The sequence below is a fragment of the uncultured Albimonas sp. genome (assembly GCF_963977235.1).
Taxonomy (GTDB): Bacteria; Pseudomonadota; Alphaproteobacteria; order Rhodobacterales; family Rhodobacteraceae; genus Albimonas.
This window is the reverse complement of the sequence record NZ_CAXBOD010000003.1, coordinates 192,386-206,602: the sequence shown is the minus strand read 5'-3', so window position 1 is coordinate 206,602 and position 14,217 is coordinate 192,386. Positions and strand designations below refer to the sequence as shown.

Annotated in this window: 12 protein-coding genes; 7 read left to right on the top strand and 5 right to left on the bottom strand. The window is 73.5% G+C overall.

Features of this window, described 5'->3' with window-relative positions:
- Positions 1-67 precede the first annotated feature (67 nt).
- Complete coding sequence (locus AAC134_RS04580; protein WP_339947875.1) at positions 68-526, bottom strand: Rrf2 family transcriptional regulator; 459 nt, start codon at positions 524-526, stop codon at positions 68-70.
- Between the two features lie 178 nt (positions 527-704).
- Between AAC134_RS04580 and AAC134_RS04575 the strand changes: the two genes are divergently transcribed.
- The 6 genes from AAC134_RS04575 (at position 705) to AAC134_RS04550 (ending at position 7,863) form a co-directional block, all read left to right on the top strand.
- A complete protein-coding gene (locus tag AAC134_RS04575) occupies positions 705-1,715 on the top strand; it encodes a sulfate ABC transporter substrate-binding protein (RefSeq protein ID WP_339947874.1) in 1,011 nt (336 codons plus the stop codon).
- A 1-nt stretch (position 1,716) separates the two neighbouring features.
- Positions 1,717-2,568: a sulfate ABC transporter permease subunit CysT gene (cysT, locus tag AAC134_RS04570; protein WP_339947873.1), complete on the top strand. Its 852-nt coding sequence runs from the start codon at positions 1,717-1,719 to the stop codon at positions 2,566-2,568.
- A 46-nt stretch (positions 2,569-2,614) separates the two neighbouring features.
- A complete protein-coding gene (gene cysW, locus AAC134_RS04565; RefSeq protein WP_339947905.1) occupies positions 2,615-3,448 on the top strand; it encodes a sulfate ABC transporter permease subunit CysW in 834 nt (277 codons plus the stop codon).
- 10 nt (positions 3,449-3,458) lie between these two features.
- Positions 3,459-4,541 (top strand): sulfate/molybdate ABC transporter ATP-binding protein, encoded by a 1,083-nt coding sequence (locus AAC134_RS04560; RefSeq protein WP_339947872.1) that lies wholly within the window; start codon positions 3,459-3,461, stop codon positions 4,539-4,541.
- Positions 4,534-6,003, top strand: coding sequence for an FAD/NAD(P)-binding protein (locus tag AAC134_RS04555; protein WP_339947871.1), 1,470 nt, complete (start codon positions 4,534-4,536; stop codon positions 6,001-6,003). The genes AAC134_RS04560 and AAC134_RS04555 overlap by 8 nt, the downstream gene beginning before the upstream one ends.
- A gap of 126 nt (positions 6,004-6,129) precedes the next feature.
- The gene (locus tag AAC134_RS04550; protein ID WP_339947870.1) at positions 6,130-7,863 is read left to right on the top strand and encodes an SLC13 family permease; all 1,734 of its coding nucleotides are present in this window, start codon (positions 6,130-6,132) and stop codon (positions 7,861-7,863) included.
- A 229-nt stretch (positions 7,864-8,092) separates the two neighbouring features.
- Here the strand turns inward: AAC134_RS04550 and AAC134_RS04545 are convergent, their stop codons facing one another.
- The 3 genes from AAC134_RS04545 to AAC134_RS04535 all read right to left on the bottom strand — a co-directional run bounded on the left by AAC134_RS04545 (position 8,093) and on the right by AAC134_RS04535 (position 11,942).
- Positions 8,093-9,493 (bottom strand): mechanosensitive ion channel family protein, encoded by a 1,401-nt coding sequence (locus AAC134_RS04545; protein ID WP_339947869.1) that lies wholly within the window; start codon positions 9,491-9,493, stop codon positions 8,093-8,095.
- 138 nt (positions 9,494-9,631) lie between these two features.
- A complete protein-coding gene (locus tag AAC134_RS04540) occupies positions 9,632-11,305 on the bottom strand; it encodes a hypothetical protein (protein WP_339947868.1) in 1,674 nt (557 codons plus the stop codon).
- 67 nt (positions 11,306-11,372) lie between these two features.
- Positions 11,373-11,942, bottom strand: a complete 570-nt coding sequence (locus AAC134_RS04535) for a DNA-3-methyladenine glycosylase I (RefSeq protein ID WP_339947867.1) — start codon at positions 11,940-11,942, stop codon at positions 11,373-11,375.
- Positions 11,943-12,162: 220 nt separating this feature from the next.
- Here AAC134_RS04535 and AAC134_RS04530 point away from each other — a divergent pair, with 220 nt between their 5' ends.
- On the top strand, positions 12,163-12,891 hold the full coding sequence (locus AAC134_RS04530; RefSeq protein WP_339947866.1) for an EAL domain-containing protein: 729 nt from the start codon (positions 12,163-12,165) through the stop codon (positions 12,889-12,891).
- A 297-nt stretch (positions 12,892-13,188) separates the two neighbouring features.
- Here AAC134_RS04530 and phaR read toward each other — a convergent pair whose 3' ends face one another.
- Positions 13,189-13,788, bottom strand: coding sequence for a polyhydroxyalkanoate synthesis repressor PhaR (gene phaR / locus AAC134_RS04525; RefSeq protein WP_339947865.1), 600 nt, complete (start codon positions 13,786-13,788; stop codon positions 13,189-13,191).
- Positions 13,789-14,217 lie beyond the last annotated feature (429 nt).

Here is a 14,217-nt window from a genome sequence, read left to right as displayed (position 1 = left end):
CCCGCGGGTCGCCGCCGGGGACGCAGCCCTGAGCGGACGCGCTCGCCTGCCGCCCCCGCGTCGCCGTTCAGCCTTCGCCTGCGGCCCGAGCGAGGCCGGGGCCCCCGGAAAGGGCTTCGGCGATGGTGGCGCCGTCGAGCACCCGGCGGCTGGCGTCGGCCACGCGGGCGAAGACCTGGCGGATCTCGCAGGCGCTGTCCGGGGCGGTGTCCGCGGGGCAGCCGTCGCAGCGGCGGTAGGCGATGCGGCTCAGGCAGGGCAGGGGCGCGATCGGTCCGTCCACGATCCGCAGCACTTCCCCGAAGGTGATGGTGTCGGCCGGGCGCAGCAGGAGGTAGCCGCCCGCCTTGCCTCGCTTGCTCAGCACGATGCCGTGGTGCTTGAGGTCCAGCAGGATCTGCTCGAGGAACTTCTTGGGGATGCCCTGGGCGTCGGCGATCTCGCCGATCTGGCGCGCTTCGCCGGCCTCGGCCTTGGCGAGCTCGATCAGGGCGCGGAGCGCATACTGGGCCTTCTGGGAGATCATCCTGCTGCGGCGGCCGGAGCGGCCTTCCTCGACAACGGCGGGGAGGGTTCCCGATAGCCCGGAACCGCCCCGCCCACAAGGCACAGCCGGCGTGGATCGCGGCCTTGGCACTAATATCTTGCTTAACTAGACAGACAAGGTAGAGATTAAGGGGTATCGAGTCGCAAGGAGACGCCCGATGGCCCTCGCCCGAACCGTTCGCCTGGTCGCCCTGGCCCTTGTCATGGGGACTGGATCCGCGCTGGCGCAGATCACTCTGCTCAACGTCAGCTACGATCCCACGCGGGAGCTCTATGCCGAGATCAACCCCGCCTTCACCGCCTTCTGGAAGCAAAAGACCGGCGAAGAGGTCGAGATTAGAATGTCCCATGGCGGGTCGGGAAAACAGGCCCGCTCGGTGATCGACGGGCTGCCGGCGGACATCGTCTCGCTGGCGATCTCGGTGGACATCGACCAGATCGCGGCGCTGAGCGGCAAGCTCCCCGCCGACTGGCAGAGCCGACTGCCCGACGCCGCCTCGCCCTACACCTCGACCATCGTGTTCCTGGTGCGGAAGGGGAACCCCCTGGGGATCGAGGACTGGGACGACCTGGCGCGCGACGACGTGCAGGTGATCACGCCCAATCCCAAGACCTCGGGCGGGGCGCGGTGGAACTACCTCGCGGCCTGGATCTGGGCGCTGGGGGCCTATGACGGGGACGAGGCGAAGGTCGAGGCTTTCGTCGCCTCGCTCTACGCCAACGTTCCGGTGCTCGACACTGGCGCGCGCGGCTCGACCCTGACCTTCACCCGGCGGGGCATCGGCGACGTGCTGCTGGCCTGGGAGAACGAGGCGTATCTCTCGCTCGACGAACTCGGGACGGATGGGTTCGAGATCGTGGTCCCTTCGGTCTCGATCCTGGCCGAGCCGCCGGTGGCGCTGGTCGCGGCCAACGCCGAGGCCAACGGCACGACGCAGACGGCGCAGGCCTATCTCGATTTCCTCTATTCGGAGACGGGCCAGAAGCTGGCGGCCAAGCACCACTACCGACCCGCCCGGCCGGAGCTTGCCGACCCCGAGCACATGCGCCTGTTCCCCGAGGTGACGCGGGTGCGGGTCGAGGACGTCTTCGGCTCCTGGGCCGAGGCGCAGGCGACCCATTTTGCCGAGGGCGGGGTCTTCGACCGCCTCTATCGTCCGGCGCGCTGAGATGGCCCGCGCCCTGACCCTGCCGGCCCTCCGGCGACCGAGCGTGATCCCGGGCTTCGGGCCGACGCTCGGGTTCACCCTCCTCTACCTCTCGCTGGTGGTGCTGATCCCGTTGTCGGGCGTGGTCTGGCGCTCGGCGGACCTGGGCTGGGCGGAATTCTGGCGCCTGGCGAGCGACGAGCGCACGCTCGCCGCCCTGCGGGTCAGCTTTGGCTGCGCGCTGGCTGCGGCGGCGGTGAACGTGGTGTTCGGGGCGCTCGTCGCCTGGGTGCTGGTGCGCTACCGCTTCCCCGGCCGGCCGCTGCTGAACGCGGCCGTGGACCTGCCCTTCGCGCTGCCCACCGCGGTGGCCGGCATCGCGCTGACCGCGCTCTATGCCGCCGACGGCTGGATCGGGGCGCCGCTGGCCGCGCTGGGGCTGAAGGTCGCCTACACGCCGCTCGGCATCGTCGTGGCGCTGGTCTTCGTGGGCCTGCCCTTCGTGGTGCGCACCGTGCAGCCGGTGATGGAGGAGATCGAGCGCGAGATCGAGGAGGCCTCGGCCACGCTGGGCGCCTCCCGCCGGCAGACGGTGTTCGGGGTCCTGGCGCCCGCGCTCTCGCCCGCCCTGCTGACGGGCTTCGCGCTCGCCTTCGCGCGGGGGGTGGGGGAGTACGGCTCGATCATCTTCATCGCCGGCAACCTGCCTTACCGGTCCGAGATCGCGCCCCTGCTGATCGTGATCCGGCTCGAGGAGTTCAACTACGCCGCGGCCACCGCCATCGCCGCGCTGATGCTGGCGATCTCGTTTGCGATGCTGCTCTCGATCAACTCGCTCCAGGCCTGGAGCCGTCGGAGATACGGTCATGGCTGAACTTGCCCCCGCCGCGGGGTTTCCGCAGACGCTCCCCGAGGGCCCGATGCAGGACGCCGCCACGGAATCCCGGCCCGTGCGCGCGGCGCTGATCGCGACGGCGCTGGCCTTCCTGCTGCTGTTCCTGCTGGCGCCGCTGGCGGCGGTCTTCGCGCAGGCGCTGTCGGCGGGCCTGGGCGCCTGGGCCGCAGCGCTGGTCGAGCCGGACGCGGTCTCGGCGACAAGGCTGACGCTGCTGGTCGCCGCGGTCGCGGTGCCGCTGAACTGCGTCTTCGGGCTCGCCGCCGCCTGGGCGGTGGCCAAGCACGAGTTCCGCGGCAAGGCGCTGCTGACCTCGCTGATCGACCTGCCGTTCTCGGTCTCGCCGGTGGTGGCGGGGCTGATCTACGTGCTGCTGTTCGGCGCGGGCTCGGCGTTGGGGCCGTGGCTGGCCGCGCACGGGGTGCAGATCCTGTTTGCGGTCCCCGGCATCGTGCTGGCCACGGTCTTCGTCACCGTCCCCTTCGTGGCGCGCGAGCTGATCCCCCTGATGCAGGCGCAGGGCGTGACCGAGGAGGAGGCGGCGCTGTCGCTGGGCGCCTCGGGTTGGCGGACCTTCCTGCGGGTGACGCTGCCCAACGCCAGATGGGGCCTGCTCTACGGCGTGCTGCTGTGCAACGCCCGCGCGATGGGCGAGTTCGGGGCCGTCTCGGTCGTCTCGGGACACATCCGCGGCCTGACCAACACCATGCCGCTGCATGTCGAGATTCTTTACAACGAATACAACTTCCAGGCCGCCTTCGCGGTGGCCTCCCTGCTGGCGCTGCTGGCGCTGGTCACCCTGGTTCTCAAGACGGTTCTGGAGGCCCGCCTCGGCGGCGCCCCCGGCCGCGTGCGCTGAGGAGGCGTTCATGGAAGTCCGCGTCGAAAACGTCCGCAAGGCCTTCGATCGTCATCCGGCCCTGCATGAGGTCTCGCTCGCCATCGCCTCGGGCGAGCTGGCGGCGCTGGTGGGGCCCTCGGGCTCCGGCAAGACCACCCTTCTGCGGCTGATCGCGGGGCTCGAGGCGCCTTGCGCGGGCCGGGTGCTGTTCGGGGCCGAGGACGCCTCGCGCCTGTCGGTGCAGGACCGGCGGGTGGGCTTCGTGTTCCAGCACTACGCCCTGTTCCGCCACATGACGGTGCTCGAGAACGTGGGCTTCGGCCTCTCGGTCCGCCCGCGCGCCCTGCGCCCGGCGCGCGCCGAGATCGACCGACGCGCCCGCGAGCTGCTGGAGCTTGTGCAGCTCGGCGGGCTCGAGAAACGCTATCCGCCCCAGCTTTCCGGCGGCCAGCGCCAGCGGGTGGCGCTCGCCCGGGCGCTGGCGATCGAGCCGCGGGTGCTGCTTCTGGACGAACCCTTCGGCGCGCTCGACGCCCAGGTGCGCCGCGACCTGCGCCGCTGGCTGCGCGAGCTGCACGACCGGACCGGCCACACCACCGTCTTCGTCACCCACGACCAGGAGGAGGCGCTGGAGCTGGCCGACCGCGTGGTGGTGATGAGCCAGGGCCGGATCGAGCAGGCGGCCGCTCCGGACGAGGTCTACGACCGTCCCGCCTCGGCCTTCGTGCACGGGTTCATCGGCGAAAGCTCGCGCCTGCCGGTGCGGGTCATCGGCGGGGAGGTGCTGCTGGACGATCGCCCCACCGGCCTGCGCGCCGACTGGGAGGGGCCGGCCGAGCTGTTCTTCCGCCCCCACCAGACGCTGGCGGGCGACGGGGCGGCGGGGCTCTCGGGCCGGATCGTGGGCGGGCGGCGCATCGCCGGCGTGCGGCGGGTGGAGCTGGAGCTGGGCGCGGCGCGTCGGCGGGTCGAGCTGGACCTGCCGCTGGCCCATCCTGCAACCCCGGGGGCGCAGGTCGCGTTCCGGCCGCTCGCCTTCCGCCTCTATCCGCTCGACGGCCTCGGCGTTGCGACGCGACCGCAGGCGGCCCGGCAGGCGGCCCATGGCTGAGCGTCGCGACACCCTCGCGCGGGTGCGCGGCCTGGTGGCCCGGCGCGGGCCGCCGTGCGTCGCGATCCTGGGCTGCGGCTTCACCGGCGCCGCGGCCGCCATTGCGTTGATCGAGGCCGCCGAGGGCCGCCTTCGCCTGGTGATCGTGGACCGCGACCGTTCCCGCGGGGGCGGGATCGCCTACGGGCGGGCGCGGGCGGGCGAACGGATGAACGTGCGGGCCCGCGACCTCTCGATCTTCCACGACCGCCCGGGCGACTTCGCCGAGTGGATGGCGAGCCTGCTGGGCGACGACGCCTGCGGCGCCCCCGGCCTGGGGCCAAGCGGCGCGGCGGGCGCCGACCTCGCGACCATCGCCGACAGTTTCGCGCCCCGCGCCATGTTCGCCAACTATGTCCGCCGCCGCCTGGCGCAGACCGTCGCCGCCCATCCCCATGTCACGCTCGAGACGCTGGAGCGGGAGGCGCGCCGGATCTCGCCCGCCCCCGGCGGCGGCTTTTCCGTGACGCTGAACGAGGGGCCGGAGCTGCACGCCGATGCGGTGGCGCTGGCCACCGGCTACGGCGATCCACAGCCCCGTTTCGGCCGCTCGCCCCACGAGCCGATCGCGCCGCGCGACCTTGCCGGGCTGCGCCGCGTCGCGCTGATCGGCGCGGGCCTGACCATGGCCGACGTGCTGCTGCGCCTGCGCGCCGACGGCTGCGAGGCGCAGGTCGAGGTGATCTCCCGCCGGGCGCTCGCGCCCCGCGCCCATGCCGAGACGGCGGCCCGCCCGCCGGCCCTGCGGACCCCCGCCGGCGTTCGTCTTGCGGACCTGCTGCGCGACCTGCGCGCCGCAACCCGGGCGGCGGAGGCCGCGGGGCGCCCCTGGCAGGGCGAGGTCAACCGCCTGCGCCCCCACGCCCAGCACATCTGGCACGGGCTGACCGAGGAGGACCGCGCCCGTTTCATGCGCCACCTGCGCCCGTTCTGGGACGCGCATCGCCACCGCCTGCCGCCCGCCCAGCACGAGCGGCTGACCGCCGAGCTCGCCCGTCCCCGCACCCGCCTGCGCGCCGGCCGGATCCTGTCGGCGAGCGGCGAGGCCCCCTGCCGCCTGCGCGTCGCCTGGCGGGGGGAGAGGGGGATCGCCTCGCTCGACGTCGATCTGGCCATCGACTGTTCGGGCCACCGCCCGGACCTCTCGTCGCCCCTGCTGGCGAGCCTGATCGAGCAGCGACTCGCCGCGCCCGATCCCGCCGGCGTCGGCCTGCGCGTTTCGGCGGACGGGCGGCTCTGGCGCCCCGAGGGCGGCGACGTCAGCGGGCTGTTCGCGCTCGGCCCCCTGGGGCAGGGCAGCCTGTTCGAGATCACCGCCGTCCCCGAGATCGCACGCCAGGCCGCGCTTGCCGCGCAGACCCTTCGCGACCTGCTCTCGATGCGGGGCGCCGCGCCCGCCTGCGCGGCGCAGGGCGGCGGCTGAGCGTCGCGGCCGAGGGGGGAGGGCGCATGCGCGGGGCCCTTCCCCCGGACCGGCTTCCATGCTTCGCTGCGCCCGCCCTCTCCCGGACCGTCCCGGACCCGGGCCGGCGCGGCCGAGGCCCCCCCGATGACTTCCGACCAGATCGCGATCCTGTGCCTGCTCGGCGGGCTGCTGGCGGCCTTCGCCTCGGGGCGCTTCCGGATCGAGCTCGTGGCGCTGACGGGGCTGGCGCTCGGCGCGGGCCTCGGGCTGGTGCCGCTCGACCGCCTGTTCTCGGGGTTCGCCAACCCGGCGGTGGTCACGGTGGTCGAGATCCTGCTGATCGTGCGCGTCCTCTCCCGCGCGCGCCTGCTCGAGGCGCTGGCCGACCGGCTGCTGGCGCGGCTCGAGGGGCCCTCGCGGGCGCGGGCGGGGCTGGTGGCGCTGGCCGCCGCGCTCTCGAGCGCGATGAACAACGTGGGGGCCTTCGCGCTGATGCTGCCGGTGGCCCATGCCGCCGCGCGCCGGGCCCGCTCGACGCCGCGGGCGATCCTGATCCCGCTCTCCTACGCAACCCTCCTGGGCGGGCTGTGCACGCTGATCGGCACCCCGCCCAACCTGCTGGCGAGCGACGCGCTGGCCGCGGCCACGGGAACCGGCTTCGGCTTTCTCGACTTCGCCTGGGTGGGCGTGCCGGCGGCGCTGGCGGGGCTCGCGGCGCTGCTGCTCTGGGCGCCGCGGGCGCTCGACGACGAGGCTGACGCCCCGGCCGAAACCGCGGACCGCCCCGTCGCCGCCGAGCTGACCGCGCCCCCGGGCTCGGCGCTCGCCGGCCGCACGCTGGGCGAGCTGGCCGCGCGCTTCGAGGTCCGGGCCCTGCGCCGCGAGGGCCGCGCGCTCTCGCCCCTGTGGCCGCGCACCGCGATCGAGCCGGGGGACGTGCTCCTGGTCGAGACGGACTTCGAGCGCCTCGACCGGCTGCTGGCCGAGGGGGACGCGGCCCTCGCCCTCCCGCCCCCCGCGCGCGGCTCCGAGCCGGTGCGGGCGGTGATCTCGCCCGCCTCGCCGCTGGTCGGCTCGCCCGTCGGGGCGCTCGCCTTTGTCGAGGATGCGGGCGCGCGGCTGGTCGCGGTCGGCCTCGGCCAGCGTCCGCGCCGGCTGGAGGGGTGGCTTGCCGATCTGCGCCTGGCGGTGGGCGACGTCCTGCACCTCGAGGGGCCGCCTGAGGCCCTGCGCCGGGCGCTGCGCGACCTCGACGCGCCGCTGCTGGCCGCCGAGGAGGCCGAGGTCGGCCCCCTGCCGCCGCTCTGGCCGCTGGCCGCCTTCGCGCTGGGCGTGCTTGCGACGGGGTTCGGGCTGGCCGAGCCCGCGGCGGTGTTCGGCGCCGTCGCCCTGGCGCTGGCGCTGGGCGGGGCGTTGCGGCTGCGCGCGGGGCTCGCCGCGCTCGACTGGGGGGTGATCGTGATGCTCGCCGCGATGATCCCGCTGGGCGAGGCGATCGCGGCCACCGGCGCCGCGGCGAGCCTTGCGGGCGGGATCGCCGCGCTCCTGCCGCCGGCGACGCCGGCCCTCTCGATCGGGGCGATGCTGCTGCTGGCGATCGCGCTGACGCCGCTGGTCAACAACGCCGCGCTGGTGGTCGCGCTGGCGCCCGTCGCGGTCGAGCTCGCCCATGTCGCGCAGACCCCGCCCGAGGCGTTCCTGATCGCGCTCGCGGTCGGCGCCTCGCTGGATTTCCTGACGCCCTTCGGCCACCACAACAACACGCTGGCGCTGGGCCTGGGAGGCTATCGCTTCGCCGACTGTCCCCGCACCGGCTGGCCGGTCCTGCTGGCCTCGGCGGCCGCGGCCTGGGTCTCGATCCTGGTGGTGTGGATCTAGGCGCGGCCGGCGGCGCGTCCCCTAGACAGCCGCGCGGGCGACCATGTCCGCAAGGCCGGCGCAGCGAGGCCGCCGCCCCGCTTCAGTCCTTCCCGCCCGCGCCTTCGCCCGGCTCCGGCCCCCCGCCCCGGGATGCGGGGGAGGGCGCCGCCAGACGAGCCGGCGCACGAGGGCATTCCGCGCGGTCCCCGGGGCCGGGCCGGACCCGGCCCCGGGGCGGGGCGGGGCGTCAGGTGGTTTCGGCGTCGCCGTCCTCGGCGGGGGCGTCGGTCAGAGCGCCCTTGCGTTGCGAGGGGGGCGAGATCATGCCGGGGACCGCGGCCGGGGCGGCGGCGCTCTTCACATGCAGGTCCTGCTGGGGATAGGGAATCGAGATGCCGGCGGCGTCGAACGCCTCCTTCACCTGGCGGGTCAGGTCCCAGTAGACGGTCCAGTAGTCGGCCCCCTTCACCCAGGGCCGGACGATGAAGTCGACCGAGCTCGCGCCCAGCGCCCCCACCCGGATCACCGGGGCGGGCTCGTCCATCACCAGGGGATGGGCGGCGACCACCCGCTCGAGCACGCCCTGCGCCTTCTCGATCGAATCCTCGTAGGCGATGCCGAAGGTCAGGTCCACGCGCCGGGTCGGCGAGATGGTGACGTTGGTGATCACGTTGCCCCAGACGTTGGAGTTGGGGATCACGATCACCTGGTTGTCGGGCGTGACCACCGTCGTCGACATGATCGAGACCGAGCGCACCGTGCCCGCCACCCCGCCGACGTCGACGTAGTCGCCCTCGTCGAAGGGACGGTTGATCATGATCATCAGGCCGGCGGCGAGGTTGCCCAGCGTGCTCTGCAGCGCGAAGGCCAGGATGAAGGAGGCGCCGCCGATCAGCGCGAAGACCGGCGAGATGTCGACCCCCAGCGCCGAGAGCACCACCATCAGGCCGATGGCCATCACCACCCAGTACATCGCCACCACGATGAAGGCCTGCATCAGCTTCGAGAGGTTCGGCACCCGCCCGATCCAGCGCCGCACCAGCCCGCGCACGAAGCGGGCCACGATCACCAGCGCCGCGAAGGCGGCGACGATCACCGCCACGTCCTTGGCGACCTCGAGCCCGCCGTCGGCGGCCAGCAGCCAGTCCAGCGCCTCGCGGGCCAGCATCTCGGGGGTGGCGGTCCGGGTCTCGTCGACCAGGATCGCGGTGCGGTAGTCGCGCAGCTTCTGGATCGCGTCGGGGTCGCCGCCCTTCTTTTCCCAGGCGTCGATGACCGCGGCGTAGCGGTCGAACAGGGCCTTGCGCTCGGCCTTCAGCTCCGAGAGGCGCACGGTCTCGGGGTCGGCGCCCTCGACCACGGCGATCTGGGCCTCCGAAGCCTCGGCGGTCTTGGCCTGGACCTGGGTCTGCCAGGTGGCGGCGGCGGCGGCGAGCTCGGCCTCGGTCAGCGGCAGCAGGCGCAGCACCAGCGTCTCGAGCGGAACGTCGGGCGCCAGCACCGCGGCGGGGACCGCGGGGGCCTCCTCGGCGTCCTGGGCGCGGGGGCCGGCGGGCGCGGCCAGAAGCAGTGCGGCGGCCAGCAGCGCGAGCAGCGCCGGGCGAAGCCGCGAGACGCGCCCGGCGGCGGCGAAAAATCCGTGCGTCACGGCGAAAAACCCCTCTCTCGCGATATGGCAGGTCCGGCACTCGCCGACAGGGGGAATTTTGACCTTACGGCGTCGCGCGCCGCAACCTTTTCCGCCGCGCAGACGGACCGCCGCCGCGCAGACGGACCGCCGCCGCGTTCAGGCCGCCGCGCGGGCGCAGAAGCACGAGGCGTTGACCGGCACGTCGGCCCTGGCCGCGGCGAGGTCCAGACGCTGGCGGATCAGGAGGCCCTCGGCGGTGTCGGCGGCCCCGCGCGCCTCGAGGCACTGCATCAGTCCGCGCAGGCTCCAGACGTTGTCGGGATGCACGCAGGCGCGGCTGAGCCTGCGGCCCAGGCCCAGGTCCTCGCGGTAGGCGGCCTCGGCCTCCTCGACCCGGCCCTGCTCCAGCAGCAGGGCGCCCAGCGCGTGGCGGGCGGGCTGCATCCAGCCCCAGGGCTCGTCGTAGGGCAGCGAGTCGTCCCGCTCCACCGACAGGCGCAGGGCGGCGAAGGCGGCGTCGTAGTTGCCTTTGCGATACTCGATCTCGCCCTCCAGCATCGCCTCGGCGATCGCCAGCAGGTCGACGCAGCGGTTGTTGTGCAGCAGGCGCGAGGCGGGAACCCGGGCCTTGGCCTCGACGAACAGCGCCTGCTCGCGTTCGGCCGCCGCGACCTCGCCCAGCGCCGCGTGGGCCACGCCCTTGGCGTAGCGCCACAGGGCGGTGAGGTTGCGCCAGGTGTCGGGATCCTCGGGCATCGGCTCGGCGACGATCTCGGCCCAGCGGCCGAAGCGGACCAGGATGTGGGGGCGCATCCCGAGATAGCTCTCGAAATAGTCGGCCATCGGCGGCGAGGGGATGTCGAGCAGGTCTGACGGCGTGATCGCGACCATCTCGGCGCAGGCGTCGAGCGCGGGCTGCATCTGGCCCAGGAACATCGCCCCGTAGATGGCGAAGTGGTAATTGTGCAGCCGGTAGCCGGCGTAGATGTTGTAGGGGCCGAGCCGCTCGTAATACAGCCGATCCCGCTCGATCGCCTTCAGGTTCCAGTGCAGCACGTCGCGATAGTGACCGCACAGCACGTCGATATGGGTCGGCATGTGGATCAGGTGGCCGGCGTCGGGAACCAGCTCGCGCAGCCGGTCGCCCTGCTTGAGGGCGCGCTCGGGGGTCGCCGACATCTCCATCAGGTGAACATAGAGGTGCAGGGCGCCCGGATGCGCCCAGGCTTCGGGCTGCGCGTCGAAGGCGCGCTCCAGCACCGCCTGCGCCTCGAGCGCGCCGGAGCGCGGGGCCGGCTCGCCCGAGGCGAGATCCCACATCTTCCAGGGCGTGCGGTTCATGATCGCCTCGACGAAGACCGTCGTGATTTCCAGGTCGTCGGGCAGGGCGGCGTGGGCCGCGCGCATCGCCTCGGCGAAGGCGTCGTTCCAGGGGCGCAGGTCCGGCTGCGGGTCCCCGTGGGGCGGCTCGCGCCGGGGATAGCGGGCGGGCAGAGCCTCGACCAGGGCGCGCTCGGGCGGGGTCAGGCCGCCGCGCAGGGCCAGCGCCCGCTGCGTCGCGTCATGGGCCTCGGCCAAGCGGGCGGCGCGCATCGTGGCGTCCATCTTCGCCCAGGGCATGTTGTAGTTGGGGCCCAGCGCGTAGGCGAGGCCCCACCAGGCCATCGCGCAGTCGGGGTCGGCGGCCAGCGCCTTGCGGAAGCACTCGGCCGCCTCCTCGTGGCTGTAGCCGTAGGTCCACACGAGGCCCCGGTCGAACCACAGCTGCGCCTCGGCCGAGGTCGTCGAGACCGTGCGCGAGTAGACGTCGATGTCGAAATAGGCGTCCATGGGGCCCCTCCTGTCCTTGGCGGGCACGATAGCACCCGCGCGCGGCGGGCGAAGGGGCGAAACCGCCTCAGCCCATCGCGGCCACGGCCTTGTGACGGGGGCAGTCGGTCAGGTGGTCGTTCACCAGACCCGTCGCCTGCATGAAGGCGTAGACGATGGTCGGTCCGCAGAAGCGGAAGCCCTTCGCCTTCAGGGCCTTGGAGACCTCGCGCGAGAGGGGGGTCTCGGCCGGCACCTCGCCCATCGAGGCGAAGTCGTTCTGCAGGGGGCGGCCGTCGACATAGTCCCACAGGAAGCGCGAGAACCCCTGGTCGGCCTCGATGTCCAGCCAGGCGCGGGCGTTGCCGATGGCGGCCTCGATCTTGCCCCGGTGGCGCACGATGCCGGCGTCGGCGAGGGCGGCGGTCACCTCGGCCTCGCCCCAGCGGGCCAGGCGGTGGGGCTCGAATCCCTCGAAACGGGCGCGGAAGGCGTCGCGCTTGCGCAGGATGGTGATCCAGGCGAGCCCGGCCTGGAACCCGTCCAGCATCAGCTTTTCGTAGAGGGCGCGGCCGTCGCGTTCCGGCACGCCCCATTCGGTGTCGTGATAGGCGACATAGAGCGGGTCGGTCCCGCACCAGGGGCAGCGATCAACCATAAGGCGAACTCCCGCTTGACTCGAATCGGGACAAAAGTAGAACATGATTCAGCCGGCCGCCAGAACACGCTGGGGCATGCGACGGCCGGGCAGGGGAGGATCCGGAATGGCGGATCGACATCGCGACGGCGCGCCCGGAAGGCCGCCGGCCGGGGGGCGGCGACGTGACCCGCGGGGCCGTGGAACGCCGCGACACACGGGCAAGGGTTCGGGCGAGGCGATGGCCGCTCAGCCGGCGCCCGATCCGGCTCGCGACGCGGCGGTGGCCGCCGCTGCGCTCAGCGCGGGGCGCCTGCGGCTGGCGCTGCAGCCGGTGCGCCCGGCGCTCCGTCCCGACCTTTTGTGCTTCCACGAGGCGCTGGCGCGGGTCGAGACGCCGGACGGCGCCCTGCTGTCGGCCGCCCGCTTCGCCGAGACGCTGGAGCGTCAGGGCCTGGCCCCGGCGCTGGACCGCGCGGCGCTGGCGCTGGCGCTGGGCCTGCTGCGCCGGGACCGAGGCGCGAGGATTTCGGTGAACGTGTCGGCGACGACGGTGGGCGACCGCCGCTGGGGCCTGCTGCTGGATGCGGCCGCCGAGGCCGACGCCGACGTCGCGCGCCGCCTGATCGTCGAACTGACCGAGACCGCGCGCGCCGATCCCGCCGCGGCGCTGGTCTTCCGCGACCGGATCGCGGCTCGCGGCGCGTCGTTCGCGCTCGACGATTTCGGGGCCGGTCACGCGGACGCCGAGACCGCGCGGGCGCTGCGCCCCGACATCCTGAAGCTGGACGCGAGCCTGTGCGACGACGACGCCCGCGTGGCCGAAGCCGTGGCGCTCGCCGCCGATTTCGAGGCGCTGACGGTCGCCGAGGGGGTCGAGCGGCGCCCCGACGCCCGCCGCCTCGCCTCGCTGGGGGTCGACGCCCTGCAGGGCCGCCTGACCGGCGAACCGGTCTGCGAGGCCGCCTGATGGCCGGTCGGGTCTAGGGGTCGACTCGCCAGGCCGGGCGACACGTCGGCCGGCCGCGGCAGCCTGAGTGCGGGCCCCCTCGCGGCCGCCGAAACCCGCGTTCGCAAGGGGGGAGGCGCTGTGAGAGGGGATTCGCCACAGGCTGACGCTAAATCGCCGGCCGGCCTTTCGGACGGGCAGAGGCCCGCCGCCGGCTCCTTGAAGGCAGGTCGGAGCACGCCCGCGGCTCCGGAACGACACCGGGCGAGCCCGAGGGCCCGCCCGCCAGACTCCGAACCGGGCGGGCGCCCGGCCGTCCTACTCGCCCTTGTCGCGGGCCAGCGCGTCGAGCCGCTCCTGCATCGCCTCGAGCTGCTCCTTGAGCGAGGCGAGGTCGCCGGTCGTGCGCGGCACCGGCGGCTCGACCGGCGCCTGGGGCGGTTTGGGCGCGTCGCCGGGGCGCCCGGCCGCAAAGGGCGCGAACATCCGCATGGCGTTCTCGAAGAACTCCATGTTCGACTTGGCCATCGTCTCGAAGTTGGACAGCGCCGGATTGGCGCCGAACGCCGCGGTCACCTGCTCGCGAAGCTGCTCCTGGTTGCGGGTGAAGGTCTCCATCGAGGCCTCCAGATACCCCGGAACCACGCCCTGCAGCGTGTCGCCGTAAAGCCGGATCAGCTGCCGCAGGAAGCTGATCGGCAGCATGTTCTGCCCCTTCGCCTCTTCCTCGAAGATGATCTGGGTCAGCACCGAACGGGTGATGTCATCTCCGGTCTTGGCGTCGTAGACGACGAAGTCCTGCCCGTCGCGCACCATCTGGGCCAGGTGATCGAGCGTGACGTAGCTGCTCTTGGCCGTGTTGTAGAGACGCCGGTTGGCGTATTTCTTGATGGTGATCGGCGTGTCGCCCTTCGGCATGTCTTTCGCCAAACCGCAACCCTCCCGCTCCGCCGTCGCCGCGGTCTCCGTCGGTGGAGAGTCCTGCAGACCGGCGCATGAATAGTGCGCGACCCTATCGCGCTTGGCGCGGCGCCGCAAACGCCATTTCCGCAGGCGCGAAGCGGGAATGGCGACGACCGGCCCGCCGGTCCCGGAGTCGTTTCCGCACGCCTGGCGCGAGCGTTGCGCAAGTCGTGTCATCCGCTGCGTGAACCTGCGGCCGCGCCCAGCGGTTGCGCTTCGGCGTCGCGGCGCCCGCGGTTCGGCGCCGCGGCGCGTTGTGGCCGTGGCGCGCGCCCGCTAGGCTGATCGCGCTCGGAGGTTGGGAGTCGACCGTGGCGCGCAGGGAGATGGACGGCGATGGCGCAGGCCCGCAGGCCCACCGCACGGGGCCGCACGCGGGGCAGG

Coding starts and splice junctions, on each gene's coding strand:
- AAC134_RS04580 (WP_339947875.1), bottom strand. CDS start 526: ATGATCTCCCAGAAGGCCCAGTATGCGCTCCGCGCCCTGATCGAGCTC.
- AAC134_RS04575 (WP_339947874.1), top strand. CDS start 705: ATGGCCCTCGCCCGAACCGTTCGCCTGGTCGCCCTGGCCCTTGTCATG.
- cysT (WP_339947873.1), top strand. CDS start 1,717: ATGGCCCGCGCCCTGACCCTGCCGGCCCTCCGGCGACCGAGCGTGATC.
- cysW (WP_339947905.1), top strand. CDS start 2,615: ATGCAGGACGCCGCCACGGAATCCCGGCCCGTGCGCGCGGCGCTGATC.
- AAC134_RS04560 (WP_339947872.1), top strand. CDS start 3,459: ATGGAAGTCCGCGTCGAAAACGTCCGCAAGGCCTTCGATCGTCATCCG.
- AAC134_RS04555 (WP_339947871.1), top strand. CDS start 4,534: ATGGCTGAGCGTCGCGACACCCTCGCGCGGGTGCGCGGCCTGGTGGCC.
- AAC134_RS04550 (WP_339947870.1), top strand. CDS start 6,130: ATGACTTCCGACCAGATCGCGATCCTGTGCCTGCTCGGCGGGCTGCTG.
- AAC134_RS04540 (WP_339947868.1), bottom strand. CDS start 11,305: ATGGACGCCTATTTCGACATCGACGTCTACTCGCGCACGGTCTCGACG.
- AAC134_RS04535 (WP_339947867.1), bottom strand. CDS start 11,942: ATGGTTGATCGCTGCCCCTGGTGCGGGACCGACCCGCTCTATGTCGCC.
- AAC134_RS04530 (WP_339947866.1), top strand. CDS start 12,163: ATGGCCGCTCAGCCGGCGCCCGATCCGGCTCGCGACGCGGCGGTGGCC.
- phaR (WP_339947865.1), bottom strand. CDS start 13,788: ATGCCGAAGGGCGACACGCCGATCACCATCAAGAAATACGCCAACCGG.